Source organism: Serratia sp. (in: enterobacteria) (assembly GCF_051654945.1).
Lineage (GTDB): Bacteria > Pseudomonadota > Gammaproteobacteria > Enterobacterales > Enterobacteriaceae > Chania.
In genome coordinates, this window is the sequence record NZ_JBOFZA010000072.1 from 272,770 (window position 1) to 298,041 (window position 25,272).

Annotated in this window: 24 protein-coding genes; 14 read left to right on the top strand and 10 right to left on the bottom strand. The window is 54.0% G+C overall.

What is annotated here, in order from left to right:
* Positions 1-98 precede the first annotated feature (98 nt).
* Entirely contained in the window at positions 99-671 is a 573-nt protein-coding gene (locus ACRDCA_RS11740; RefSeq protein ID WP_438689660.1) for a HutD/Ves family protein, read from the bottom strand.
* Positions 671-2,041, bottom strand: coding sequence for a formimidoylglutamate deiminase (locus ACRDCA_RS11745; RefSeq protein WP_438689661.1), 1,371 nt, complete (start codon positions 2,039-2,041; stop codon positions 671-673). The genes ACRDCA_RS11740 and ACRDCA_RS11745 overlap by 1 nt, the downstream gene beginning before the upstream one ends.
* A 183-nt stretch (positions 2,042-2,224) precedes the next feature.
* Here ACRDCA_RS11745 and hutC point away from each other — a divergent pair, with 183 nt between their 5' ends.
* The 5 genes from hutC to ACRDCA_RS11770 all read left to right on the top strand — a co-directional run bounded on the left by hutC (position 2,225) and on the right by ACRDCA_RS11770 (position 7,907).
* On the top strand, positions 2,225-2,980 hold the full coding sequence (gene hutC / locus ACRDCA_RS11750; protein WP_438689662.1) for a histidine utilization repressor: 756 nt from the start codon (positions 2,225-2,227) through the stop codon (positions 2,978-2,980).
* Between the two features lie 308 nt (positions 2,981-3,288).
* Positions 3,289-4,509, top strand: coding sequence for an imidazolonepropionase (gene hutI / locus ACRDCA_RS11755; protein ID WP_438689663.1), 1,221 nt, complete (start codon positions 3,289-3,291; stop codon positions 4,507-4,509).
* Positions 4,509-5,309 (top strand): N-formylglutamate deformylase, encoded by an 801-nt coding sequence (gene hutG, locus ACRDCA_RS11760; protein WP_438689664.1) that lies wholly within the window; start codon positions 4,509-4,511, stop codon positions 5,307-5,309. The genes hutI and hutG overlap by 1 nt, the downstream gene beginning before the upstream one ends.
* Positions 5,310-5,657: 348 nt before the next feature.
* Entirely contained in the window at positions 5,658-7,193 is a 1,536-nt protein-coding gene (locus ACRDCA_RS11765) for a serine hydrolase domain-containing protein (RefSeq protein ID WP_438689665.1), read from the top strand.
* A 531-nt stretch (positions 7,194-7,724) separates the two neighbouring features.
* Positions 7,725-7,907 carry a hypothetical protein gene (locus ACRDCA_RS11770; protein WP_438689666.1) on the top strand — a complete coding sequence of 61 codons (183 nt, stop codon included), beginning with the start codon at positions 7,725-7,727 and terminating at the stop codon, positions 7,905-7,907.
* A gap of 53 nt (positions 7,908-7,960) precedes the next feature.
* Here the strand turns inward: ACRDCA_RS11770 and ACRDCA_RS11775 are convergent, their stop codons facing one another.
* The 5 genes from ACRDCA_RS11775 to ACRDCA_RS11795 all read right to left on the bottom strand — a co-directional run bounded on the left by ACRDCA_RS11775 (position 7,961) and on the right by ACRDCA_RS11795 (position 13,521).
* Entirely contained in the window at positions 7,961-8,839 is an 879-nt protein-coding gene (locus ACRDCA_RS11775; RefSeq protein ID WP_438689667.1) for a nucleoside-specific channel-forming protein Tsx, read from the bottom strand.
* Between the two features lie 417 nt (positions 8,840-9,256).
* On the bottom strand, positions 9,257-9,529 hold the full coding sequence (locus ACRDCA_RS11780; protein WP_025121179.1) for a hypothetical protein: 273 nt from the start codon (positions 9,527-9,529) through the stop codon (positions 9,257-9,259).
* 83 nt (positions 9,530-9,612) lie between these two features.
* Positions 9,613-10,506, bottom strand: a complete 894-nt coding sequence (gene yddG, locus ACRDCA_RS11785; protein WP_438689668.1) for an aromatic amino acid DMT transporter YddG — start codon at positions 10,504-10,506, stop codon at positions 9,613-9,615.
* 99 nt (positions 10,507-10,605) lie between these two features.
* Positions 10,606-11,976 (bottom strand): APC family permease, encoded by a 1,371-nt coding sequence (locus ACRDCA_RS11790; protein WP_438689669.1) that lies wholly within the window; start codon positions 11,974-11,976, stop codon positions 10,606-10,608.
* A gap of 126 nt (positions 11,977-12,102) precedes the next feature.
* Positions 12,103-13,521: a glutamine synthetase family protein gene (locus ACRDCA_RS11795; protein ID WP_438689670.1), complete on the bottom strand. Its 1,419-nt coding sequence runs from the start codon at positions 13,519-13,521 to the stop codon at positions 12,103-12,105.
* Positions 13,522-13,757: 236 nt separating this feature from the next.
* On the opposite strand from ACRDCA_RS11795, the gene puuD reads away from it, so the two are divergent.
* The 5 genes from puuD (at position 13,758) to ACRDCA_RS11820 (ending at position 18,831) form a co-directional block, all read left to right on the top strand.
* Positions 13,758-14,519 carry a gamma-glutamyl-gamma-aminobutyrate hydrolase gene (puuD, locus tag ACRDCA_RS11800; protein ID WP_438689671.1) on the top strand — a complete coding sequence of 254 codons (762 nt, stop codon included), beginning with the start codon at positions 13,758-13,760 and terminating at the stop codon, positions 14,517-14,519.
* Positions 14,516-15,073 (top strand): HTH-type transcriptional regulator PuuR, encoded by a 558-nt coding sequence (gene puuR / locus ACRDCA_RS11805; protein ID WP_438689672.1) that lies wholly within the window; start codon positions 14,516-14,518, stop codon positions 15,071-15,073. Before puuD ends, puuR begins: the two co-directional genes overlap by 4 nt.
* A gap of 15 nt (positions 15,074-15,088) precedes the next feature.
* Entirely contained in the window at positions 15,089-16,585 is a 1,497-nt protein-coding gene (gene puuC, locus ACRDCA_RS11810) for an aldehyde dehydrogenase PuuC (RefSeq protein WP_438689673.1), read from the top strand.
* A 10-nt stretch (positions 16,586-16,595) separates the two neighbouring features.
* Positions 16,596-17,876: an NAD(P)/FAD-dependent oxidoreductase gene (locus ACRDCA_RS11815; RefSeq protein WP_438690147.1), complete on the top strand. Its 1,281-nt coding sequence runs from the start codon at positions 16,596-16,598 to the stop codon at positions 17,874-17,876.
* A gap of 340 nt (positions 17,877-18,216) precedes the next feature.
* Positions 18,217-18,831 (top strand): winged helix-turn-helix domain-containing protein, encoded by a 615-nt coding sequence (locus ACRDCA_RS11820; RefSeq protein ID WP_438689674.1) that lies wholly within the window; start codon positions 18,217-18,219, stop codon positions 18,829-18,831.
* Positions 18,832-18,905: 74 nt separating this feature from the next.
* Here the strand turns inward: ACRDCA_RS11820 and ACRDCA_RS11825 are convergent, their stop codons facing one another.
* Positions 18,906-19,535 (bottom strand): LysE family translocator, encoded by a 630-nt coding sequence (locus ACRDCA_RS11825; protein WP_438689675.1) that lies wholly within the window; start codon positions 19,533-19,535, stop codon positions 18,906-18,908.
* Between the two features lie 505 nt (positions 19,536-20,040).
* Between ACRDCA_RS11825 and ACRDCA_RS11830 the strand changes: the two genes are divergently transcribed.
* Positions 20,041-20,202, top strand: coding sequence for a YnfU family zinc-binding protein (locus ACRDCA_RS11830; RefSeq protein WP_232785392.1), 162 nt, complete (start codon positions 20,041-20,043; stop codon positions 20,200-20,202).
* Between the two features lie 230 nt (positions 20,203-20,432).
* Here the strand turns inward: ACRDCA_RS11830 and tolA are convergent, their stop codons facing one another.
* Together tolA and icd are read right to left on the bottom strand one after the other, a co-directional pair.
* Positions 20,433-20,816, bottom strand: coding sequence for a cell envelope integrity protein TolA (gene tolA / locus ACRDCA_RS11835; RefSeq protein ID WP_438689676.1), 384 nt, complete (start codon positions 20,814-20,816; stop codon positions 20,433-20,435).
* A 773-nt stretch (positions 20,817-21,589) separates the two neighbouring features.
* Entirely contained in the window at positions 21,590-22,843 is a 1,254-nt protein-coding gene (gene icd, locus ACRDCA_RS11840; RefSeq protein ID WP_025119868.1) for an NADP-dependent isocitrate dehydrogenase, read from the bottom strand.
* Between the two features lie 140 nt (positions 22,844-22,983).
* Between icd and rluE the strand changes: the two genes are divergently transcribed.
* The 3 genes from rluE (at position 22,984) to mnmA (ending at position 25,270) form a co-directional block, all read left to right on the top strand.
* Positions 22,984-23,610, top strand: coding sequence for a 23S rRNA pseudouridine(2457) synthase RluE (rluE, locus tag ACRDCA_RS11845; protein WP_438689677.1), 627 nt, complete (start codon positions 22,984-22,986; stop codon positions 23,608-23,610).
* Positions 23,611-23,624: 14 nt separating this feature from the next.
* Positions 23,625-24,071 carry an NUDIX hydrolase gene (locus tag ACRDCA_RS11850; protein WP_438689678.1) on the top strand — a complete coding sequence of 149 codons (447 nt, stop codon included), beginning with the start codon at positions 23,625-23,627 and terminating at the stop codon, positions 24,069-24,071.
* Between the two features lie 95 nt (positions 24,072-24,166).
* Positions 24,167-25,270, top strand: a complete 1,104-nt coding sequence (mnmA, locus tag ACRDCA_RS11855) for a tRNA 2-thiouridine(34) synthase MnmA (RefSeq protein ID WP_438689679.1) — start codon at positions 24,167-24,169, stop codon at positions 25,268-25,270.
* The last annotated feature ends 2 nt before the right edge of the window (positions 25,271-25,272 follow it).

The following is a 25,272-nucleotide window of genomic DNA, read 5'->3' on the forward strand; positions in this document are numbered from 1 at the left end:
GCAAGCCCGGCCTCTCTTGGTGCGATATTCTCACGCCAGCCGTGGGACGGTAATAGGAATAGTCCAGAATGTCACAGAACTGGGCACCACACGCTGCCCTACAGCAGCGTAGTGGGTACGATATCGGCCCATAAAGCCTGAGCATCATTACCCTGAGCCACCAGCCGCAACGGGCCATCCCCTGGCAGCCACCAGCAACCTTGGCGAACGGCCAGCAAACTGCCGTCTGGCAACTGCCATTCCCCACGCAGCACATACAACACGCCTGCATGTTGTAGCGAAAGGCCAATGGTCTCGACAATGCGCTGCACCTGCGCCTGATAATGACCTCGCCGCGTCATGATGTTGAAATCCTGACTGCTGCCGCCTAATAATCTGGCCTCCAGCGCCACATCCCCAGAAAATGCAAACGGCTCACCGACGTGCTGCAAACGGTGATCAACCTGACCGGCGCTGGACAAATGCACGCCATCGCCTTCCAACAACGTGATGGAGCGGTCAATACCCTTAAAGGCCGAGAATGGCCCATCCTGAGCGATAGTGGCAATACTGGCGCGCCAGCCAAAATCGGCATTGCCCGGCGGTTGGCAGGTAATTTCACGAGTTTCACCCCCGCCATTACGCCAAGGACTGACCGGCAAACCGGCAAAGTCGAAACGGTTCAGTTTCATCACGCCTCCTGTTGGAACGTTTTCAGCACCTGCAGGAACTCGGCGCTACTTTGCTGCTGCAACGCATGACGCCCCTGCTCAATCACTTGCCGACCGGCCACAAACACGTCACGGATCTGCTCTTTGCCCCCGGCAAACAGCCAGCGGTTGAGGATAGAAGCCTCCGGCGCAGACGCCAGATAAGGGTCGTCACCATCCAGCACCAGCCAGTCCGCGCGGTAGCCGACCGCCAGCTTGCCGATTGCCGTGCCGCAAGCCTGAGCGCCCCCTTGTAACGCCTGCTGATAAAGCACGTCTGCCACGGCGGGCTGCTCTGGCGTAGTCAGACGGTTACGACGCTGATCGCGTAGCCGCTGCCCATACTCAAACCAGCGTAACTCCTCCACCACGTTTAACGACACGTGGCTGTCCGAACCGATCCCCCAGCGCCCTTGATGATGCAGATAGCTGTCACCAGGGAAAATGCCGTCTCCCAGATTAGCCTCGGTAGTTGGGCACAATCCGGCCACCGCTTTGCTGCGCGCCAGTTGCTCAAGTTCTTCACGATCCAGATGCGTGGCATGCACCAGACACCAGCGGCTATCCACCGGTAAATGCTCATACAGCCAGGCCACCGGGCGTTGACCACTCCAGGCCAGGCAGTCGTTGACCTCTTTTTGCTGCTCGGCGATATGAATATGTACCGGCAAGGCCGGGTCCGAAGCCGCCAGGATCTGCTGCATCTGCCCCAGTTCCACTGCCCGCAGCGAATGGAAGCACAGCCCCTGATTCTGCAATGGCTGGCCTGCCAGTTGGCGAGCGATCGTCTGTTGCTGTTCGAGGTAGCTCTCTTCATTCTGAATAAAGCGCCTTTGCCCCGCTTGTGCAGGCTGAGCTCCAAAGCCGGCATAGCTGTAGAGTACTGGCAATAGCGTCATGCCAATACCCGCCTGATGCGCAGCCTCGCTAAGGCGGCCGGTCATTTCACCGCGGTCGGCATAGGGTTTTCCTTCCGGCGTGTGATGCAGATAATGGAACTCGGCAACCTGGGTGTAGCCGCCCTTGAGCATTTCGATATACAGTTGACGGGCAATAACCCCAACCTGCTCCGGGGTTAAACGCTGCACCAGGCGATACATCAGATCGCGCCAGGTCCAGAAGCTGTCTTGTGGATCGCCAGCCACCTCTGCCAGCCCGGCCATCGCGCGCTGGAAAGCATGAGAATGCAGGTTCGGCATGCCCGGCACCACATCACCGTGCAGGCGCAGGCAACCGTCAGGGTCGGCATTGGGGGTCACTTGGGCCAACTGGCCGTGCGCATCGACTGCGAGCCGCACGTTGTGAGCCCAACCGGTCGGAAGCAGTGCGCGAGAGGCAAAATAAGCAGGCATAGCAGTATTCCAAAGTAGGTGTAACGGCTAAGAACGCACGACAATCACGCCGCGCAGGTAAACAATTTGTAAACCAGTTTCATTCATCTGGTGAACAGACGCTTACTTGTATATACATATACGTATCTCCAACATCAACAGTAAACTGGTGTTATTATTTTTTTATTTGACGAGGTTAACGTCGTGGTAGATCAACAGACCGTGTTGCAGTTGGCTGCAGCAATGAGCGAAACCCCCGCCCCGATCTATCAACGGGTCAAACAGGCCATCGTAAGCCAAATCCGTGCGGGCCATTGGCAACCGCATCAGCGCGTTCCCTCAGAAAGTGAACTGGTCAGTGAACTGGGCGTCAGCCGTATGACCATCAACCGGGCCTTGCGTGAGTTGACCAGCGAAGGCTTTTTGATCCGCATGCAGGGCGTTGGCACCTTCGTGGCCGAGGCCAAGGCGCATACCGCGTTGCTGGAAGTACATAATATTGCCGATGAGATCGCCGCTCGTGGGCATCGCCACAGTAGCAAAATCCTACAGCTTAACGCCAGGCCGGCCAGCGCCGAAGAGGCTACTGCACTGGGGATCCTGCCGGGCCAGCAGCTGTTCTACTCACAGATTGTGCATTACGAGAATGACGTGCCGGTGCAGGTAGAAGATCGCTGCGTCAACCCGCTGGCGGCTCCCGATTATATGAAGCAGGATTTCGACCGGGTCACCCCTTATATTTACCTGACCCAGTCGGCTCCGCTGACTGCGGGTGAACATATTGTCGAAGCCGTGGTGCCAACCAAGCATGAGCGCGAGTTGCTGCAATTGGAAGACCACGAGCCGGGCCTGCTGATCCATCGCCGCACCTGGTCGGGTAAAATGGTGGTAACTTCCGCACGTTTGCTCTATCCAGGCAGCCGCTATCAGCTGTTTGGCCGCTTTACCAATCAGGTTTAAATCTGGTGACGGCCCCCTCACCCTAGCCCTCTCCCTGGGGAGAGGGGACCGAACGTGCCACAGAATGAGCCCTGCATTTGGCCTCAACACAAGCGTAGTGCCACATTACCTACCAACGACGCTGAACTGGCTCCCCCGCCCTGTGGGAGAGGGTTGGGGTGAGGGGAAAATCGCCGAAGCTAAACGCTACCTTTTTCGCGTTTCATCACATCTTGGTAACAAATTTTTATCCCTTCTCTTGTCGCCACCCGGCGAATGCGTTAGGTTGTTTTTAATTGTATATACAACCATGTGGGAGCGGAAACACCATGACGTCTGAGATCCACTGCGACAGCCTGTGGCGCGGGGCCGATATCGTCACCATGCGTGACGGCAAGTATCACATCATCAGCAACGGCGCGATCGCCATGCACGCAGGCAAGATCGTCTGGCTGGGTGAACAGGCATCGATGCCCGCCATAACGGCGACAAGAAATGTGCAGCTTGACGGTGGCATCATCACCCCCGGTCTGGTGGATTGCCACACGCATCTGGTGTTTGGCGGCGACCGCAGTGGTGAGTTTGAACAACGTCTGAACGGGGTAAGCTACGCAGAAATTGCCGCTCAGGGCGGAGGCATTATCTCCACGGTCAAGGCCACGCGCGATGCAGAAGAACTCGATTTACTGGGACAGGCGTTGCCCCGCCTGCTGCCGCTGCTGGCCGAAGGCGTCACCTGCATTGAAATCAAATCCGGTTACGGATTAACGCTGGACAGCGAGCTGAAAATGTTGCGCGTGGCACGTGAGTTAGGCGCGACATTACCGCTCGAGGTAAAAACCACCTGCCTGGCCGCTCATGCCCTGCCACCGGAATACGCCGGGCGCAGCGATGACTATATCGACCTGGTGTGCAACACCATCATCCCTGAAGCCGCTGCGGCAGGATTGGCCGATGCAGTGGATGCGTTTTGCGAACATCTGGCATTCTCACCTGAGCAGGTCGAGAGGGTCTTTGCCGCCGCAGAAAAGGCTGGATTGCCAGTTAAACTCCACGCGGAGCAACTTTCGGCACTTGGTGGCAGCACATTGGCGGCACGGCATCATGCCCTTTCCGCCGATCACCTGGAATATGCCACCGAACAAGATGCAATGGCGATGGCTGCGGCCGGAACCGTGGCAGTACTGTTACCGGGTGCCTACTACATGTTACGCGAAACGCAGTGCCCACCGGTTGATCTGTTCCGCAAACACGGCGTCAAGATGGCCATTGCCAGCGATGCCAACCCTGGCACCTCCCCCGTATTATCGCTGCGTCTGATGATTAATATGGCCTGCACCCTGTTCCGCCTGACGCCGGAAGAAGCGCTGGCAGGCGTCACGTTGCATGCCGCCAAGGCATTGGGCCTGCAGGAAACTCATGGTTCTCTGGAGGTGGGCAAAATGGCCGATTTCGTTTACTGGCAGCAGCTGGAACATCCGGCAGAGCTGGCTTACTGGCTGGGCGGACAACTGCCCTGCAAGGTGATTTTCCGAGGAGAACTCCGTTAATGTTAATCCGCGATCCTTTCGAGTTCCAAAGCGGCAAACTGCCGCTGTTGATCAGTATTCCCCATGCCGGTACCCGCTTGACGCCTGCGGTTGAGCAAGGGCTAACCGATGAGGCCCGTCCCCTGCAGGATACCGATTGGCATATCCCACGGCTGTACGATTTTGCCCGTGCCATGGGGGCCAGTATTCTGGTGGGTAACTATTCGCGCCTGGTGATCGACCTGAACCGCCCGGCCGATGACAAACCGCTCTACACCACGGCCACCACCGGCCTGTTCCCGGATGTGCTGTTCGATGGCCGCCCCAGTTTTCGGCCGGACGCCGCCCCTTCGGATCAGGAGCGGGCCGGGTATCTGCAAACTATCTGGCAGCCCTACCATCAGCAATTACAAAACGAGCTGACGCGGCTGAAAGCCCAACACGGTTACGCCTTACTGTTTGACGCCCACTCGATCGCCTCCGTGATACCGCGTCTGTTCGACGGCAAGCTACCCGATCTTAATCTGGGCACCAACGGCGGTGAAAGCTGTCCTGCTTCACTGAGCGACAGGCTGGTCAGTTGCTGTCAGCAACAACAACGCTTCAGCCACGTGCTCAACGGGCGCTTCAAAGGGGGCTACATTACCCGCGCTTATGGTCATCCGCAGGAACATCAACATGCGGTGCAGTTGGAGTTGGCGCAGGTGAATTATATGTCCGAGCAGACATTCGAATTTGACGCTGATCGGGCCGCACCGTTACAACGCCTATTACAGCAAATGATTGAAAGTATGCTGACCTGGGGCGAGCAACAACGCTAATCCGTACCTCTACTCCGGTGCGACTGTCGCACCGGAGTCGGACTGACTTTCACCTTCCTGTCTTACTTCTCCTTCCATTTCAATTTGAGCACTGCATCGCAATTTTGGCGGAAAGGTTCGCCACTGGTCTGAACAGCGCACAAAACAGCGGCCCATGACTTTTTTCATACGCCACAATTGGGCCACTTTCATCCCATGAACCCGTGTCAAACGGTTATGCGGCAGAAATCAGGGCTTGAAAGTTCACCCTTGCCATACCCGCCAACCACTTCTGCACCGTGGCTGTGGTAGACATGCGTGTATACCAGGCCACGTGATTTGTGGCGCTCGTTATTCCAGGAGGAAACTATGTCTGACACCCCGCTAAACTGGCGCGCCGCACAGGCAGCCGCCACTCAACTGCTGGCAGGCTGGCAAATTGAAGGCCAACCCGGTGGGGCTATCACCCTGTTTGACACGGATACCACCCAGGCGGTGGTCTGCGCTGGGCTCGCCGATCTGGCACGGCGCGATCCCTTCACCGCCGACAGCGTAGTGCGCTATGCCTCCATCACCAAACATATCTTTGCCGCGCTGGCGCTCAACGCCACTGACAACACCTTGCAGCTTGACGAACGCCTTGGCAATCTGCTGCCCGAACTACGCGGGCAACTGGCGCAAGTCACGGTCGGCCAGGCGTTAGACATGACCAGCGGGCTGCCCGATATTCGGCAAACGCTGGGGTTGCTTGGTGTCTCAGTCAGCACCGTGAGTGAGGCTCAACCGGTAATGGCCTTTATCCAGGGATTAACCCGGCTCAACTACCCGGCGGGCCAAGAGATCGCCTACACCAATACCGGTTATCGGCTGGTAGAGGCGGCGCTGAAGGCAAAGGGTTACGCTTTTGACTCGCTGGTACAGCAGCATCTGGCCAGCCCGCTTGCCGTGCAGCTACAAGCTCCCGAAAGCTGGTTTGATGTGGTGCCAGGGTTGGTTCCCGGCTATTGGCACACGGCCAAAGGTTGGCAGCAAACCAGTGCCGGCTTGCACCTCTCCGCCTCCGGCTGCCTGACAGGGAGTGCCAACGCCCTTACCCGCTGGTTACAATGCCTGTTGGCCAATACCGGCCCTGGCAAAGGAGTCTTGACGCAGCTAAGCTCCCCACGTCGACTCAGCCAGGGCCAGGTAAGCCGTTACGGACTGGGGTTGGCGCAAACGCCTCTGGGCAGCCAGACATTGCTGGGCCATGGCGGCTCTCATGCGGGATATAAAACCTACTTCCTGCTGGCTCCAGATCGGCAAGCTGGTGCCCTGTTGGTGTCCAACCGTGAAGACTGCGACAGCTTTACCCTCATTTTACGGGTCATGGCAGCACTGCTCAGTGAGCCTCTTCCCCAACGCAGCACGGCGATCCCGGACGGGATTTACGCCACCCGGGCGGAGCCTTACTGGTTGGAGGTTAAAGAGGGTAACGTCGCTTATCTGGGTAGCAATGAACCGCTGTATCAAAGTGACGACGGTTACGCCGTGTCACTATCGGCCCATCAGCCAATGCGCCTTAAGTGGACAGGAGCTGCTGTAGAAGGTGAAGTTGGCCACGTTGCACGGCGCTTTCTGCCGGTAGCGAGCGAATCGGTTTGCCTCAAGCAGGTTCAGGGGCGCTGGTATCATCCACAATATCGCACCTCGTTCGAAATTTGCGGCAACCAGATCCACATTGGAGTCGGGCCTGCGGCGCAAACCGGCACCCTGAGTTCGCTGGGGGATGGGCGGATGCTGGTTGAGAGCAACGATGGCCCCAATCTGAATCGGTTTTGCCTGTATTTCCGCGGTTACCAGGTCGATCTGATCGCCAGCCGCAGCCGGGTACTCACGTTCAAACGCAACATTCGCGCCAATGCGTGAATTGGAACCGCTGCTGATCTTAGGGCGCGGCATGCCGTGCCCAGTTGGATAATCAATACGTGAGATCGAGTCAAATATATTTGCCCCAACAAGTTTGGCCACATCGTCGCGTTGCGGGTGCCAAGCCAACCGCAGCCAACATATCATTCACCCAGGTTATTTAAAAAACTATCATGGCCAAAAGACAAAAAATTTATTCACATACAAAACTATTCGTAATAGCCGATCGCAAAGCACGAATTTTTCTTGCTGAAAAATAAGCCACCCCGTAATTTAAACGAGCCACAAAAAGTGAGTAACGCTACTATTTTTGCTGGTGTCTTAAATACCCGTGTAAGCCATCGTTTTTTAAATCGCTCCATTTCCCGCCGCCCTGTGGGGGAATTATTTTGCTATTTACACCCTTAACATGACACTTTTCGGTGCTTCTTGTTGCGATTTGGTTACTTATAATTTACATTTATGCCTTGCAAAGCTCGACCGCTCAACCTAGTAAAACCGGCTACCACTGGGCGTTTAGGAGTTATACCCATGCATATGACGCTGATGGAGTACATCCAGCTGCACTTCGATGGCGATATTTATCGCTATGCGCTATTTGAAGGTGTCAGCCGTGAGCAAATCCTCAAGTGGATCGACAATGAGTGCTACGTTATCAAGGGTAAACTGGTTATGCCTGTTAAACATTTACCAGCGGAAAGTCACCTGAGATAATGATAAAAAAACCCCGCCAATGCGGGGTTTCCTGTTTCTGACACCACGGAAAATCAGAAGTTATAACCGGCAACCAGGTAGTATCCCCAGCCGGTTGACTTGATTGGCCCCTGCGGCGTACCAATATCCACCCCATCATTCCATTGACCACCGTTATGGAAATAACGCGCGACGAAGGAGTAATGCCAGTGAGTGTAGTTCAGCGCCAAAATGTGGCTGGAAGCGATTGAGTTGCTGGTACGTGCCTGGCGGCCATCTACCACGAAGTCATCGCTGCCCAGATCGGAATCAAAGTCAAAGTTGGTGAAGCCAATATAGCTCAGGTTGCCGCCCCACATTTCGGTCAACGGCACAAAGTATTTCACCTTGAAGCGATAGCCGTCCCAGCTGTTCTCGTTGGATGCACCGTAGTTCTGCCACTGGTATTTGGCATAAATGTTCATCGACAGGCTCATCGGCAAGCCGGTTTCGATATCTGTACCCAGCCCCATGTACCAGGTGCTTTGACGGGAGGCGTCGTTGCGCCCCATGTCGTAAATATAGTTGTTGGCAAAATACCATTCTTTAAACGGCCCGAAGCCCAGGTTGGTGCCCGTCAGTTTGTCGATGGAGAAGCGCGGCTCGATCTCCATGAACAGCGGTGAACCTTTGTCCCAGATACCGCGGTCCGGAGTGTTACCGATGCCGAAGAACTTTGGCACGTCTACGTAACCATAAAAATCCAGCCAGTCTTTCTTGGCGAAGGCTTCGTATTCCAGATACACGTCATTGTTCAGCTGCGGCCCGAAGCGGGTGTGGTAGCTGCCTACTACGTTGACACTCTGATGCCACCAGTCTGAAACAAACTGGCTGTCTTTGCTTTCCGCCGCCATGGAAACGGGGCTGAAAGACGCGGAGAGAAGCACACCTGCTGCGAGAGCTATTTTCTTCATTTTATTACCACATGCTGAGTGGGCCATTCCCTGCCCGTTAGAATGATGATGAGTCTGGCGATGCCTGCTGTAAACGAATGGTTACCTATTGCGGGTTGCCGTGCGCATTATAGAAAGCTCTCACTGTAATAATCTGTGATCCAGTTGGGCATTTTACCATTGCGTAATCGATTGCGTTCTCATTTTATAAAACAAATTGCACTGCAAAACATTTTTGATGTGATTTTCATCATATCAACAGATTTCAAACAGCGACCTTTGGTGTCTTTTTGTACGACACAAAATTTTAACCTGGGGTCAAAAAGCGCGTAAAAAAACCGACGAGATGTCGGCTGAGGGTGAAGATAAACACGGGGCTGCATGCTGCGCCGGTTCAGCAGCATGCGGCAAACCTGAAAACGAGGAAATCAGATTTTGTCAGCGGGCTCCAGGTACCGCCTTGGCGATGTTCTCTTGCCGGAACACCACCTCATCGCCGGTGGCAATTTCCCATTGGCTGACCGGGATATCGGTTTTCGGTGAGGCCACGACCACAGAGCCATGGATCAGCTTGTCGTCACGGCGCAGGATCATTACATCCAACTGATACTCATGCGGCAGGTTCGCGGTCGTCAGGCGAACGATATCGCCGGTGCTGAAGCTGTGGCCATTCAGTGCTGGCTGCTGAATAAATTGAATATCTTTTTTCATTTTCCCGTTCCTTCTGGCGGAAGACTTACCTTGAGATTAGCTCGAATTTCATTGTTCTGCCGCCTGCGCAGGTAAAAATTGGCTCAGTTTGCACGGGTGGCCCGCCAGCAGATCAGCGATCCCAGCGTCACCATTATCACTCCCTGCCAAAAGTTGAGGGTCAGCGCGGTACTGAGCACCACGGCGGCAAAGATCGATGACAACACCGGGGTAAAGTAAGAGACGGTAGCCAGCAGAGTCATGTTGCCATGGAGGATCCCGACGTTCCAGGCGGCGTAGCCCGCCCCCATCGCCGTCCCCACGCATAACAGCGCCACAACAACCGGCAGGCTGAAATGCATGCCAGTTTCATGGCTAAACGGATAGAGCAGCCACAGCGCCAACGCAGTCAGGCTGATAAACAGGACCACCGCATTTTTACCTTGGGCGATCCTCTTGGTCACGTTGCAATAGATTGCCCAGATCACCGCACCGCTAAACGCCAGCGTATAACTCAACGGATTACTGCGCACGTTGGCCAGCATTTGCGCCGGTGACCAGCCGCCGCTGCCACTCATGATCCAACCAATGCCGAACAGCGAGAGCAACAAGCCAGGCAGCACCCACCATTTGGCCTTTTGGCCGTTGAACACAATGGCCATCAGCACGGTAAAACAGGGCCAAAGATAGTTGATCATCCCCAGCTCAATCGCCTGCATGCGGTTGCTGGCATAGCCGAGCGACAGCGAAAGGCAGATCTCATACAGCACAAACAGCAGGCTACCGAGGATCAGATAAGAACGGCGGAACTCGCGCAGCTTGGGGATGCCCATCACCCCCAGCAGAAACAGCGTGCCCACACTGTAGATCATCGCCGCCCCGCCTACCGGCCCCAAACCTTCGCTGACGCTGCGGATCAGGCCAACCACGCTGCTCCATAACACAATGGCCAACAGGCCGAGCAAGGTAGCTTTATGAGAAACGGACAACGGTGACATCAGCGTGAGATCCAATCGGTTATTTTTATACGATTTTTTACTCTACTGCCCCGCACGGGAAAAAGAAAGGACGCATCACTGCGCCCTTGCCTATACCGATCACTGTTGAGGCTGTCGTTCCAACTGCGGCGGTGGCTGGCGGAAACGACGGGTGAGATAGGCCAGATAGCCAAATCCAAGCGCCGCCCACAGCAGCCCCATGGTCAGGGAGCTTTTCTCCAGGTTCAGCCATAAGATCCCGACGGTCAACGCCCCCACCAGCGGCAAAATCAGGAAGTGGAAGCGATCTTTCCAGCTCTTGTTACGCCCTTCGCGAATATAGAAGTGACTGATCACCGAAAGGTTGACGAAGGTAAAGGCTACCAGCGCGCCAAAGTTGATCAGCGCGGTCGCCGTCACCAAATCAAAAGATAATGCCGATAACGCCACCAAACCGACTAACAACACGTTAAGCGCCGGCGTACGCCATTTGGGATGGATGTAACCAAAGAATTTTTCCGGGAACACATTGTCACGCCCCATCACATACAACAGTCTGGAAACGCTGGCGTGAGAAGCCAGACCCGACGCCAGGGTGTTGATAAAGGTGATGCACAGGAAGATCGACTGGAACAGTTTGCCGCCGACGTACAGGGCAATTTCCGGCAGGGCCGCATCTGGCTGTTTGAAACGTTCCAACGTCGGGAAGAACAGTTGAATAAAGAACGACACGCTGATGAAAATTACCCCACCATAGAGCGCAGTAAGAAAGATGGCACGCGGTATCACACGGGCGGCATCCGGCGTTTCTTCGCACAGCGTAGTGACGGCGTCAAAACCCAGAAACGAAAAGCACAGAATGGTGGCACCGGTAATGATCGGCAACAGATGAGCGTTTTCACTGATAAAGGGTTGCAGGCTCCAGACGTGGCCAATCCCTTCGCCACTGTGTAGGCCACGCACCACCAGGAAGATAAACACCACGATAATCGCCACCTGCGCCACCACAAACAGGGTATTGAAGTTCGCCACCAGGCTGACGCTTTTCAGATTGATAGCGGTGATCAGGACCACAAATCCTACCACCCAAATCCAGGGCGGGACTTCAGGAAACAGCGCCGTGAGATAAATTTTCGCCAATAGCGTATTGATCATCGGCAAAAACAGATAATCCAGCAACGATGACCAGCCAACCAGGAAGCCCACATGCGGGTTGATGGCCTTTTGCGCATAGGTGTAAGCCGACCCTGACGTCGGGAACTGGCGCACCAGCTTGCCGTAGCTGATGGCGGTAAACAATACCCCTGCCAACGCCAACAGGTAAGACGCCGGAACATGACCGTCCGTCACGCCAGAAACGATACCAAAGGTGTCAAACACCGTCATTGGTGTCAGATAGGCCAGGCCCATCATCACCACTTGCCACAGCTTCAATGTCTTGCGCAGTTGCGGTTTGCCCGCGCCATTATCGTCGATGGCACTTATCGTCATGGGTTATTCCTCACCGGCGTCCTGTACGCCAAGTTGGAAGAAGTCATCACCGTCGCGCACGGCTTCGCCAGGCCACAGGGAACCCGCGGGAATGCGCCGGCGCGCGGTAGGATCGGGTTGAGGACGTCAGGCGTTTTTCAGCATCCACTCGATTTCGGTTTCGGTGATCAGCTTTTCAAACTGCTCCAACTCATCGGTTTTACAGGCCAGGTAGACATGGCTGAAGCGTTCGCCCAGCAGCGCATTCAGCACCGGCTGGTGTTCGAACTCATACAGCGCATCACTCTGGCGAATTGGGAACGGCAGCCCCTCCTGCTCCAGCCCGTTGCCGGTCACTGGTTCCAGAAGGGGTAATTGAGTATCGAGGCCATAGACAATCCCGGCCAGAATGGTCGCCATCACCAGATAAGGGTTGGCATCGGCCCCCGCCACGCGGTACTCCACGCGGTGGCTGTCGCGATCGCCGCAGGGAATTCGCAGCGCTACGGTGCGGTTGTTATGGCCCCAGGAGGCCTGTGTTGGTACGTACATCCCCGCCTGGAAACGGCGGTAAGCATTAACGTTGGGTGCCAACAGGGCCATAGAGGAAGGCATTAAAGCAATCATGCCAGCCAGCACCTGCTTTAGCAGTGCGGAGTCTTCCCCATCCGCATCGGCAAACACGTTATTGCCTTGCTTATCCAGCATGCTGATGTGCACGTGCATACCGCTACCCGCATGTTCCTCATAAGGTTTAGCCATAAAGGTCGCATGCATATGATGTTTCTCGGCCACCATGCGTATCAGCCGTTTTAACGCCAGGGCATGATCGCAGGCCTGCAACACATCGTTGGTATGATGCAGGTTAACTTCAAACTGGCCCGGTGATGCTTCCGCTACCGCACCGTCGGCCGGGATCCCTTGCAGGTTGGCCAGTTCGTCAATCTCGCTCAGCACGTCGGCAAAGTGATTGAGGTTGTCCACCGAATAGACCTGGCTCTGGGTGTTGCGTTCCTGGGTGCCGGGGGCGCAAGGCGGTTGCAGATAACCTTCCGCATCGCGCTGGCGATCGATGAGATAGAACTCCAACTCTACCGCTACAACGGGGAATAACCCGCGCTGACGCAAACGCTGCCACACTCGGTTCAGCACATTGCGCGGTTCAACGTCAAAGGGAGTACCATCTTCATCAAGCATGGTGAGCAGTACCTGGCCCAGATATTGCGGATCGGCCGCCGATGGCGTCAGGGTGCCGGCCACCGGCACGCAGATATGGTCCGGCTCACCCAGCTCTTGCCCCAATCCTGCCTCTTCCACCACGTTGCCAAGAATATCCATCGCGAACACCGAGGCCGGGAAGTAACAGCCCTTTTCCAGTTTACCCAACCCACTCACTGGGATGCGCTTGCCGCGGAAGCTGCCGTTGAGATCGGTCAGCAGCACGTCGATATGCTGGGTTAACGGATAACGTTCCAGATACTTCTTCACTTCGCGCTGGAACGTGCTACTTCGCCTTTCTTCATTATGTTGCACAAAGTTTTCAACTTCTACGATGTTGGTTTGCATGATTCACCCGCCGTTGTGTTTGGTCTGTGGTTCTCACACTTACTGGCTTCGATGTTTACTGACCATCTTGCTCAATATAATGTCCACCAATGAAACATAGTTGCAACAAAAATGTTTTGCAAGTGTTAATTTGGTTTGAATATTGGCCATCTCGCTGCTAGATTTAGTGAATATTGAACAAAAAAGGCGATTAAGCGGCTTATCGGTCATAATTTCGAACAACCTGAGGGGATAGCATGGGCAATATATTTAACAGACCACTCGTCGGCATCGTGATGTGCAGGTATAGGTTAAACCAGCACCTCACCCAGACCTTGCAAGAAAAGTACCTGAATGCGGTGTTAGCCGCCGGAGGATTACCCATCGCCCTGCCACACGCGCTGGCAGAGCCGGAACTGCTGGCAGAGTTGCTGCCCCACCTCGACGGCATCCTGCTGCCGGGCAGCCCCAGTAATGTGCAGCCGCACCTGTATGGTGAAAACGGCGATGAGCCTGACGCCGATCCTGGGCGCGATGAATTGAGCCTGGCGCTGATCGGCCTGGCACTGAGCAGGCGCATCCCCCTTTTCGCCATCTGCCGCGGCATGCAGGAGTTGGTGGTGGCAACCCAAGGCACGCTGCACCGCCGTTTATATGAACAACCCGAACTGCTTGAACACCGGGAAGATCACGAACTGCCGCTGGAACAGCAATATGCCCCGGCGCACGAAGTTACCGTACAGGAAGGCGGATTGCTGACGCAGCTGCTGCCGGATTGCAACCGATTCTGGGTGAACTCACTGCACGGCCAGGGCGCTAAAACCCTCGGGCCAAGCGTGCGGGTCGAAGCCTATGCCGCCGACGGTCTGGTGGAAGCTCTCAGCATTCGCGATCAGCCATTTGCCTTAGGGGTGCAGTGGCATCCTGAGTGGAACAGCGATGAATATGCCCTGTCCCGCCTGTTGTTCGAAGGATTTATCAACGCCTGCCAGCACTACCAAAAGGAAAAACGCCTATGAGCGACGTCAGCTTGGCACCGGGAAAACGCTTGTCGCAGATCCGCCAACAGTTGGGGTTATCACAGCGCCGGGTCGCCGAACTGTCTGGCTTAACGCACAGCGCCATCAGCACTATTGAACAGGACAAGGTCAGCCCGGCCATCAGCACGCTGCAAAAACTGCTGACGGTGTATGGGCTGTCGCTATCGGCTTTCTTTACCGAGCCGGAACAGCCGCATGAACCGCAGGTCGTCATCAACCACGACGACCTGATTGAAATCGGCAGCCAGGGGGTTTCGATGAAGCTGATCCACAACGGCGATCCCAACCGCACCCTGGCAATGATGATCGAAACCTACGATCCGGGCACCACCACCGGTGAGCGGCTCAAACACCAGGGGGAAGAGATCGGCACCCTGCTGGAAGGCGAAATCATGCTGCAAGTTAACGGGCAGAGCTATCACCTACAGGCAGGCCAGAGCTACGCCATCAACACCGCGATCCCCCATAGTTTCAGTAACACTTCGGCGCGTATTTGCCGAATTATCAGCGCACATACGCCGACGACATTCTGATTAACGGAGCAAGTTATGGACTTCCACCAGCTAGAATATTGGCAACAACGGGCACAGGCCCTGAAGATCGAGAACCGGCTGTTTATCAATGGCCGTTACCTGCCAGCGGCCGAAGGGGAAACCTTCAGCGTGCACAACCCAGCCAAGGTTGAGGAACTGGTTCAAATGGCCCGGGGCGGCCAGATCGATATCGATTTGGCCGTCAAGGCGTCACGTGAGGTGTTTGAACGCGGCGATTGGTCGCAGGCCTCCCCCTGCAAACGCAAGGCAACGCTGTTCAAACTCGCCAACCTGATGGAAGAGCACAGCGAGCAGTTAGCACTACTGGAAACGCTGGATACCGGCAAACCCATCCGCCACAGCCTACGTGATGATGTTCCCGGGGCGATCCGCTGCATCCGCTGGTACGCCGAAGCCATCGACAAGGTGTATGGCGAAATTGCCCCAACCGGGAATGATGCGCTAGCCCTGGTCCAACGGGAACCGATCGGCGTGGTCGGTGCCATCGTACCCTGGAACTTTCCGCTGCTGCTGGCCTGCTGGAAGTTAGGCCCGGCGTTGGCGGCAGGAAATAGCGTGGTGCTGAAACCCTCCGAAAAATCACCGCTCACGGCGGTGTATCTTGGCGCTTTGGCACAGCAGGCAGGATTACCCGATGGCGTGCTGAACATTATTCCTGGTTTCGGCCACGATGCGGGTAAGGCGCTGGCCCTGCATGACGATGTCGACGCCCTCGCCTTTACCGGTTCCACCCAAGTCGCCAAACAGCTGATGAAATATGCTGGTGAATCCAACATGAAACGCGTGTGGCTGGAGGCCGGTGGCAAAAGTGCCAACATCATCTTTGCCGACTGCCCGGATCTGGATAAGGCGGCGCAAGGCGCGGCTGCGGGGATCTTCTATAACCAGGGCCAGGTGTGCATTGCAGGCACCCGCCTGCTGGTAGAGGAAAGTATTCAGCAGGCGTTTTTACAGGCATTGCGCAAACACGCTGCGGACTTCGTGCCGGGCAACCCGCTCGACCCACAGACGCTGATGGGTACGCTGATCGACCAACAACACTGCGAAAAAGTCACCAGCTATATCGAACAGGGGTTAAGCCAGGGAGCCTCGCTGTTCCTTGATGGGCGTGCCCATCCGCAAGACGAGCATCACGGTTATCTCGGCCCCACCATTCTCACCCAGGTAGACAATGCGATGAGCGTCGCACGGGACGAGATTTTCGGCCCGATATTGGCCGTTACGACCTTCAACGGTGAACAGCAGGCGCTGGAATTGGCGAACGACAGCGAATACGGGCTAGGAGCTGCCGTCTGGACGCGCGATCTGTCAAGGGCACATCGTATGGCTCGCCAGTTAAAAGCAGGCACCGTGTTCGTCAATAATTACAACGACGGCGACATGACCGTCCCCTTCGGTGGCTACAAACAAAGCGGTAACGGGCGTGACAAATCACTGCATGCGCTGGACAAATTTACCGAACTGAAAACCACCTGGATTTCTCTGGAATAAGGAATTGATGATGACTGAACACGTAAAAAGCTACTATGCGGCAACGGCCAATGACCATCAGCCTTATCCGCAGCTGAATGAATCGATCGACTGTGACGTGTGTATCGTTGGCGGCGGCTACACCGGGCTGTCATCGGCGCTGTTTCTGGTTGAGGCAGGTTACAACGTGGTGGTTTTGGAGTCTGCCCGCATCGGCTTTGGTGCCAGCGGCCGTAACGGTGGCCAACTGGTCAACTCCTACAGCCGCGACATCGATGTGATTGAAAGCCGTTACGGTGCCGAGAGCGCCAAGGTGCTTGGCAGCATGATGTTTGAAGGCGCAGAGATTATCCGCAACCGCATCAAACGCTACGCCATTGACTGTGATTATCGCCCCGGCGGGATCTTCGCCGCACTTAATAATAAACAGTATCACGCGCTGATCGAACAAAAGCAGCACTGGGAGCGTTACGGCAATACCCAACTGGAACTGCTCGATAGCGAGCGTATCCGCCAGGAAGTCAGTAGCGATCGCTATGTTGGCGCACTGCTCGATCACAGCGGTGGCCATATCCACCCACTCAATCTGGCATTGGGCGAAGCAGAGGCCATTCGTCTGCAAGGGGGACGGATCTTTGAACAATCCGCCGTCACCCATATCCGTCATGGGGAACCGGCGCTGGTCAGCACCGCCAACGGGCAGGTCACCGCTCGTTACGTGATCGTGGCCGGCAATGCTTATTTGGGCGATAAGCTGGAACCAAGATTGGCCAAACGCAGCATGCCGTGCGGGACTCAAGTGGTCACCACCGAGCCGTTAGCCCCTGAAGTGGCCGCCTCACTGATCCCGCAAAATTATTGCGTGGAGGATTGTAATTACCTGCTGGATTATTACCGCTTAACCGGTGATAACCGGCTGCTATACGGCGGCGGCGTGGTCTACGGTGCCCGCGATCCCGATGATATCGATAATCTGATCCGCCCCAAGCTGCTGAAAACCTTCCCGCAACTGAAAGGTGTACGCATTGATTACCGCTGGACCGGCAACTTCTTGCTGACGCTATCGCGCATGCCGCAGTTCGGCCGCTTGGAAAACAATGTCTACTACATGCAAGGCTACAGCGGCCATGGCGTGACCTGTACCCATCTGGCGGGTAAGCTGATCGCAGAACTGATGCGGGGCGATGCCGAGCGTTTTGACGCCTTCGCTAAACTGCCCCACCTGCCGTTCTTTGGTGGCCGTAACCTGCAAATCCCCTTCACCGCCATCGGCGCCGCTTATTACACCTTGCGAGATCGCATTGGCGTATAAATTTTAAGGGGGCAAGAAACCAACTTGCCCCTTAAATTGATACATTTCTCTAACTAAGATGATTCTCAGTCTTCTGACTTGTTAAAATCTTGGTTTGGCAAAGCTATCAACCATTTAGCGACATTAATTTTTATTAATTGCCATTTAATAATTTACAGCCCATTTACCTAATATTAATAACTACCAACGACAATCATAACGGATTTTAATCCGCAGTTTGCTGATAATACTCTATTTTATACTGCTTGTTTGTTGCCCTAGCGCCAAAAAAACAATATTATAAGACCTAGGATTAACGTTATTTAAGTAGAGTTAATTGACTTACATGGAGTGAATCAGCATGACTAAGCCTCAATATCGTATCGAAGGAGACGTCCTTTTCTGCCCCAACAGCGTGGGTTTTTATCATCAGGACCTCCAGGAAGAAATCGTCACCATTTCCTCTTCCGCGGCTCGACTTTTCTCCTTTCTTATTAAAAATAAAGGAGAAATTGTTGAGAGAGAAGTACTTCTGCAAAGAGTGTGGGATGATTACGGTCTACAGGCCAGCAATAACAATCTCAACCAATGCTTAAGCACGCTGCGGCGGATCATCAAGAGTATGGGCATTGATAAAAACATCATAGAAACCATACCAAAAGTGGGGTTAAGAATTGCCAATAATGTGGCGATTGAAGAGATCTCAATTAAGCAGGAAGAACCTGAACCCCCGCGTAATGATAAAAAGAATTTTCTTAAAAAGGTTAATATCACCTACGTGTTAATTGCGTTAGTGATTATATTGGCGGTGACTACTGCAGTGCACATATTCCATATCTATCAGCACTACTATCAATCTAATGCAAACTTTACCGCGATGATAGCGAATGAAGCCGTCTGTGAGGTAGCAGCAACGCCTTCAGTAGCTAATACTGCTAAATTTGCCTCATTGTTAACACCGGCTGTCGCCTATTAAAAAGGGAGCCTGTTAAGCTCCCTAAATTGTAGACACTCTCGCTTAGGGGCGCTGTATACCGCCCCCGCTTGTAGCTAGCTCACATCGCTGCGACGATAAAGTGCCACCCCGATGGCCAGCACACCAAGCATGCCGGCACAGCTACGGTTTACCCAACGCATCACGTTCGCCGAGAACTTACGCATCGCATGACGGCCGCCGTAGGCATAGATGGTCATCATCACGCAGTCGATGATCGCGCTGACCAGTGCCAGGATCAGATATTGCATGGCGATCGGTTTTTCGGGCTGAATAAACTGCGGCAGAAAGGCGGAGAAAAACAGCAGGCCCTTTGGATTGGACAACCCAACCATCAAAGAGCGCAGGAAGGCTGTTTTCCCGGTCGCCGCAGCTGCGCTAGCGTTTACTGCTAAAGCCTTCACCGGCGCTCGCCACAGCACCCATGCCAGATAGACCAGATATAACGCACCGCCCCACTTCACCACGGCAAACAGTTGCTCAGAAGCCTGTAGCAACGCCCCTAGCCCGCAACCTACGGCACCAATCAACAACAGATCGGCCAATACCGCGCCCAGAAAACCGTAACTGGCAATGCGCATACCGTGGATCGCACCATTGTTTAGCGCCAATAGCATCGAAGGGCCAGGCGTCACCATCACCGCGCTAACGGCGATCACGTAAAATAAAAGCGTAGTTAACTCCATCAACAACTCCGGATAAATGTAAAACTCTCTGCATCGCAATACGACGATATCGTTATGGGGGGAATATAGGGGATCTGCCCGATGTGATACAAGTCACATTCTGTCTGGCGGCGGTGATGGAGCAAGAAATCATCCTTCGAGCTCTCAATTCAACAAAAAATAGTCACCATGGTTACTTATTAATCACAAACAACCATTTTATTCACAAACCGTATGAATCAATGAAAACACATACAAATTAATTAACCATTTTGTTGCAATCACGCATCATTTTATTGATGAACTCTCGTCTCAAAAAACATATAGTAATAGCAGATTAGCAATCAACGATTTCCCTGGTGTTGTTGTGTTTGCCCCTCTTTTTTGCGGGGCTTTTTTCCTCCCCCGTCTTCCTTGGCTCTTAACCACCTTCCGCGCACCAGGCAATGGTTTACCAATCTATGTGGAGCTATCACCGAGCGATAAAGGTACACTGAACTCCTCCTACCTCTACCCGGTGATAAAGATGTCTTTCTTTGATGCCTTTAAGCTATTTGGTGATGCCCCAGTGGACGTCACCTGCCCTGAATGTGGAAAAAGTTCGCCGCAAAATCGCAGCAAGGTGAAGAAAAACGTCACGCTTATCTGCCCCCACTGTGGGCATTACTTCCGTAAACGCGAAGATTGAGAGCGCCAGATTGGTTGAGATAGAGCGGGGATCGTTGCAAAAAGACCGCTATCAATATCAATGGGCTTGATAGCGGCAAAGACCACACGGGACTTCGAATGGATATGGTAGACGCGGCCATTATACCCGCGTGAGGCAAAGGGTTAATCCCTGATGCTTTGATTTAGGATTTTACCCCGGAGTTTTTATTGTTTGCCCTCCTCTGACTGACTACTCTTGGTGTCCGACGCTCAAATCGGTTTGAAGGTAATGATGGCTTTATTGATAATTTGGTAGGTTTCGTCGTCAGGAGGCGCAGGTATGTCAGCATTTTTGATGGCATTCATCGCAGCCTTACAGAGCGGAGGGTAGCCGTTGCCTTGCGCGTCATAAATCAGCCCATCTTTAGACATCCTGATCGCAACATCGCAGGTCTTACCCTGATAGCTATCTTCAATAAAAAGCTTCCGCTGAATAGCGGCCTGAATTTCATGTAGATAATGGGCTGTTTTATCGACGAATGGAGACACTTCTTGTGGCTGTAGCTCGGTAGGCTGGGTGCGGGTGCTTTTATGGGGGCTACAGGCGGAGACAAACAGCAGGCAGCCCAGACACACAGAGGTGAGTTTTTTCATGTCTAAATTCCCTTTTGGCGTTGTTCGTTGAATGTAACAGAAGAAGCCCTCGCGGAAACATTTGAAGTTGATTTCTGTGCTGCCGGTATTGCAATAAGCATGGATCGAAACCAAGGGATTAGAATCACGAAACCATAGACAAAAACCACCAGACGTAAACGTAGGGGCGCTGCATTTGGGGTTCAGTTCATTGCTGCGCCCGTCACTATAATCAATAGGCTGCAATTGCTACTTGGTCATCAATCCGGGGAGTTTAAAATCCCTTAGCTTTTGAGCTGCCTGCGCGGCAGTGAACGCTCATCGACAGTTTGTAGAGCATAACGCTCATTTCTAAGCTGCCTATACGGCAGTGAACTGCGCTAGAACTTTTCCCCTGTTCGACATAGTTTTCTAAGCTGCCTGTACGGCAGTGAACTGGCACCACATGTTGTTGACTGCGCCGACTTGTTTCTAAGCTGCCTGTACGGCAGTGAACTGTTTCATCCTATCGCTAATCCTATGTTAATTAAACAGTAACTCTAAAATTAAATTGAAAACCCTTTTTTCACACCCCCTCAATCATTCATTGAAAATCAATAAGTTACAAATATCACTAAAATTAGGGTCTGACAGAACATGGGGAGTATTAACATTAAACGAAGCTTACGGGATAGTTTTAGAGCGAGCGATTAATGAAGGAGGTACGGTTTTAATATCGTTTTGTATAAGACTTTTAAATGGGTAAAACAAACGGGAGCCATAAGCTCCCGTTATCATTCAACGCTAAATCACAATTACATGTGTTTAACGATAGCGTCGCCAAACTCTGAACATTTCAGCAGCTTAGCGCCTTCCAGCTGGCGTTCGAAGTCGTAAGTTACGGTCTTGGCAGCGATTGCGCCTTCCATGCCCTTAACGATCAGGTCAGCAGCTTCGAACCAGCCCATATGACGCAGCATCATCTCAGCGGACAGGATGATTGAACCTGGGTTCACTTTATCCTGGCCAGCATACTTAGGTGCTGTGCCGTGGGTAGCTTCGAACAGTGCACAGTCGGAACCGATGTTGGCACCTGGGGCGATACCGATACCGCCAACCTGGGCTGCCAGGGCGTCGGAGATGTAGTCACCGTTCAGGTTCATACAGGCGATCACGTCGTATTCTGCCGGGCGCAGCAGGATTTGCTGCAGGAAGGCATCGGCGATCACGTCTTTAACCACGATCTCTTTGCCAGTGTTAGGGTTCTTGATTTTCAGCCATGGGCCGCCGTCGATCAGTTCACCACCAAACTCTTCACGCGCCAGTTCGTAGCCCCAATCCTTGAAGGCACCTTCGGTGAACTTCATGATGTTGCCTTTGTGAACCAGCGTCACGGAATCGCGATCGTTGTCGATGGCATATTCGATGGCCGCACGAACCAGGCGCTTGGTGCCTTCTTCGGAACACGGCTTAACGCCAATACCGCACTGCTCTGGGAAACGGATCTTCTTCACGCCCATTTCGTCACGCAGGAATTTGATCACTTTGTCCGCTTCCGCAGAACCCGCTTTCCATTCGATACCGGCGTAGATGTCTTCGGCGTTTTCACGGAAGATCACCATATCGGTCAGCTCAGGTTGTTTTACCGGGCTTGGTGTACCCTGGTAATAACGCACCGGGCGCAGACACACGTACAGATCGAGCTGCTGGCGCAGGGCAACGTTCAGAGAACGAATACCGCCACCCACTGGCGTAGTCAGTGGGCCTTTGATCGCTACGCGGTAGTCACGAATAAGTTCCAGTGTTTCTTCCGGCAGCCACACGTCTTTCCCGTAAACGTGGGTGGATTTTTCACCGGTATAGATTTCCATCCAGGAGATTTTACGTTCGCCGTGGTAGGCCTTTTTAACCGCTGCATCCACCACGTGGATCATGGCAGGGGTAACGTCAACGCCAATACCGTCACCTTCGATGAACGGGATGATAGGGTTATGCGGAACAACCAGTTTACCCTGGGCATCAACCGTAATCTTTTTACCTTCTGCCGGAACAACTACTTTGCTTTCCATCAACCTCTCCTTTCTGTCTTCAAGCGCAATTTTTGTTAATGCTTTGTAAGATGCGTGTCAATACTACTTGAATATTCAACTCGCGCCAATCCAAAACGGATTAGGCTATAATGCGCTTATCATTCGTAATCGCAAAGACCATGACTAAATTCTCTGTTAAAAATCACCAAGTTAAACGATTCAGCCGCAGTAAACCCGCAGCACGCCCGCAATCGCAGGCGCCGCGGCGCGTGGTGATATTCAATAAACCCTTTGATGTGTTACCACAGTTTACCGACGAAGCCGGTCGCGACACCCTGAAAAAATTTATCCCTTTCAGCGATGTCTATGCCGCCGGAAGGCTCGATCGCGACAGCGAAGGCTTGCTGGTGCTGACCAACGACGGCAAGTTACAGGCACAGCTTACCCAGCCCGGCAAGCGCACCGGCAAAATCTACTACGTTCAGGTGGAAGGTGAACCGCAAGAGAGCGATCTGGCTATGCTACGCAGTGGGGTCACGCTGAAAGATGGGCCAACCCTGCCCGCCGGTGTGGAACAAGTTGATGAGCCAGAATGGTTATGGCCGCGTAATCCACCGATCCGCGAACGCAAATCCATTCCCACCCGTTGGTTGAAAATCACGCTCTATGAGGGACGAAACCGCCAGGTGCGTCGTATGACGGCACATATCGGCTTCCCTACCCTGCGCCTTATTCGTTACAGTATGGGCACGCTTTCCCTGGGGAGCTTGCAGCCAGGGGAATGGCAAACCGTTGACTCGTTATAACCTAAGGAACCGCCATGTTTAAGCCGCACGTCACCGTCGCCTGCGTGGTTCATGCCGCCGGTAAATTTTTGGTGGTCGAAGAAACCATCAACGGTAAAGCCCTGTGGAACCAACCGGCTGGCCATCTTGAAGCGGATGAAACGCTGATCCAGGCCGCCGAGCGGGAGCTGTGGGAAGAAACCGGCATCCGCGCCACGCCGCAGTCTTTTTTGCGTATGCACCAGTGGATCGCGCCAGACCACACACCGTTTCTGCGCTTCAGCTTTGTAATTGAGCTGGAACAGCCGCTGCCTACCGAGCCGCACGACGATGATATCGATCGCTGCCTATGGCTGACTGGCGAGCAAATCCTGGAAGCTAAAAACCTGCGTTCACCGCTGGTGGCCGAGACTATCCGTTGTTATCAGCAGCAGGAACGTTACCCGTTGTCGCTGGTTGCCAGCTTTAATTGGCCGTTTTGACGACTAATAAGGGCCGTGCGCGCAGGCGGCCAACGTGGTAAAATCCTGCGCTTGTTTTTTATCGCACAGTATGTGTTCAAGTTCGTGAGATCCCCATGTCAGACAACAGCCAGAAAAAAGTGATCGTCGGAATGTCCGGCGGCGTCGACTCTTCCGTTACTGCCTATCTGTTACAACAACAGGGCTATCAGGTCGCTGGGTTGTTCATGAAGAACTGGGAAGAAGACGACGACGAAGAATACTGCTCGGCTGCCACCGATTTGGCCGATGCGCAAGCCGTCTGCGACAAGCTGGGCATCGAGTTGCATACGGTGAACTTCGCGGCGGAATACTGGGACAACGTATTCGAGCTGTTCCTGGAGGAGTACAAGGCGGGCCGTACCCCTAACCCGGATATCCTGTGCAATAAAGAAATCAAATTCAAAGCGTTCCTGGAGTTTGCGGCTGAAGATCTGGGGGCGGACTTTATCGCTACCGGTCACTATGTCCGCCGTCAGGACGTGGACGGTAAAAGCCGCCTGCTGCGCGGCGTCGACGGTAACAAAGACCAGAGCTATTTCCTGTATACCCTGAGCCACGAGCAGGTCGCGCAAAGCCTGTTCCCGGTCGGCGAGTTGGAAAAGCCGGAAGTGCGCCGCATTGCGGAGCAACTGGAGCTGGTTACCGCCAAGAAAAAAGACTCCACCGGTATCTGTTTTATCGGCGAACGTAAATTCCGCGACTTCCTGGGCCGCTATCTGCCAGCACAGCCTGGCCCGATCGTCAGCGTCGATGGTCAAACCATCGGTGAGCATCAGGGCTTGATGTATCACACCCTCGGCCAACGCAAAGGGTTGGGCATCGGCGGCATGAAAGACAGCAGCGAAGATCCGTGGTACGTGGTGGATAAAGACGTCGCCAACAATATTCTGGTGGTCGCCCAAGGCCACGAACACCCACGCCTGATGTCTCTCGGCCTGATCGCCCAGCAGTTGCATTGGGTGGATCGCCTGCCGTTGACACAACCTCTGCGCTGTACGGTCAAAACCCGTTATCGCCAGCAGGATATTCCCTGCACCGTGACGCCGCTGGACACCGATCGCATCGAAGTCCGCTTCGACGAACCGGTCGCTGCCGTCACCCCAGGCCAATCCGCCGTGTTTTATCAGGGCGATATCTGCCTGGGCGGCGGTATTATTGAACAGCGTTTACAGGAGTAATC

What these genes read in the sequence shown, in the direction of transcription:
- ACRDCA_RS11740 (WP_438689660.1), bottom strand. Translation starts at nt 671, where the DNA reads ATGAAACTGAACCGTTTCGACTTTGCCGGTTTGCCGGTCAGTCCTTGG.
- ACRDCA_RS11745 (WP_438689661.1), bottom strand. Translation starts at nt 2,041, where the DNA reads ATGCCTGCTTATTTTGCCTCTCGCGCACTGCTTCCGACCGGTTGGGCT.
- hutI (WP_438689663.1), top strand. Translation starts at nt 3,289, where the DNA reads ATGACGTCTGAGATCCACTGCGACAGCCTGTGGCGCGGGGCCGATATC.
- hutG (WP_438689664.1), top strand. Translation starts at nt 4,509, where the DNA reads ATGTTAATCCGCGATCCTTTCGAGTTCCAAAGCGGCAAACTGCCGCTG.
- ACRDCA_RS11765 (WP_438689665.1), top strand. Translation starts at nt 5,658, where the DNA reads ATGTCTGACACCCCGCTAAACTGGCGCGCCGCACAGGCAGCCGCCACT.
- ACRDCA_RS11770 (WP_438689666.1), top strand. Translation starts at nt 7,725, where the DNA reads ATGCATATGACGCTGATGGAGTACATCCAGCTGCACTTCGATGGCGAT.
- ACRDCA_RS11775 (WP_438689667.1), bottom strand. Translation starts at nt 8,839, where the DNA reads ATGAAGAAAATAGCTCTCGCAGCAGGTGTGCTTCTCTCCGCGTCTTTC.
- ACRDCA_RS11780 (WP_025121179.1), bottom strand. Translation starts at nt 9,529, where the DNA reads ATGAAAAAAGATATTCAATTTATTCAGCAGCCAGCACTGAATGGCCAC.
- yddG (WP_438689668.1), bottom strand. Translation starts at nt 10,506, where the DNA reads ATGTCACCGTTGTCCGTTTCTCATAAAGCTACCTTGCTCGGCCTGTTG.
- ACRDCA_RS11790 (WP_438689669.1), bottom strand. Translation starts at nt 11,976, where the DNA reads ATGACGATAAGTGCCATCGACGATAATGGCGCGGGCAAACCGCAACTG.
- ACRDCA_RS11795 (WP_438689670.1), bottom strand. Translation starts at nt 13,521, where the DNA reads ATGCAAACCAACATCGTAGAAGTTGAAAACTTTGTGCAACATAATGAA.
- puuD (WP_438689671.1), top strand. Translation starts at nt 13,758, where the DNA reads ATGGGCAATATATTTAACAGACCACTCGTCGGCATCGTGATGTGCAGG.
- puuR (WP_438689672.1), top strand. Translation starts at nt 14,516, where the DNA reads ATGAGCGACGTCAGCTTGGCACCGGGAAAACGCTTGTCGCAGATCCGC.
- puuC (WP_438689673.1), top strand. Translation starts at nt 15,089, where the DNA reads ATGGACTTCCACCAGCTAGAATATTGGCAACAACGGGCACAGGCCCTG.
- ACRDCA_RS11815 (WP_438690147.1), top strand. Translation starts at nt 16,596, where the DNA reads ATGACTGAACACGTAAAAAGCTACTATGCGGCAACGGCCAATGACCAT.
- ACRDCA_RS11820 (WP_438689674.1), top strand. Translation starts at nt 18,217, where the DNA reads ATGACTAAGCCTCAATATCGTATCGAAGGAGACGTCCTTTTCTGCCCC.
- ACRDCA_RS11825 (WP_438689675.1), bottom strand. Translation starts at nt 19,535, where the DNA reads ATGGAGTTAACTACGCTTTTATTTTACGTGATCGCCGTTAGCGCGGTG.
- ACRDCA_RS11830 (WP_232785392.1), top strand. Translation starts at nt 20,041, where the DNA reads ATGTCTTTCTTTGATGCCTTTAAGCTATTTGGTGATGCCCCAGTGGAC.
- tolA (WP_438689676.1), bottom strand. Translation starts at nt 20,816, where the DNA reads ATGAAAAAACTCACCTCTGTGTGTCTGGGCTGCCTGCTGTTTGTCTCC.
- icd (WP_025119868.1), bottom strand. Translation starts at nt 22,843, where the DNA reads ATGGAAAGCAAAGTAGTTGTTCCGGCAGAAGGTAAAAAGATTACGGTT.
- rluE (WP_438689677.1), top strand. Translation starts at nt 22,984, where the DNA reads ATGACTAAATTCTCTGTTAAAAATCACCAAGTTAAACGATTCAGCCGC.
- ACRDCA_RS11850 (WP_438689678.1), top strand. Translation starts at nt 23,625, where the DNA reads ATGTTTAAGCCGCACGTCACCGTCGCCTGCGTGGTTCATGCCGCCGGT.
- mnmA (WP_438689679.1), top strand. Translation starts at nt 24,167, where the DNA reads ATGTCAGACAACAGCCAGAAAAAAGTGATCGTCGGAATGTCCGGCGGC.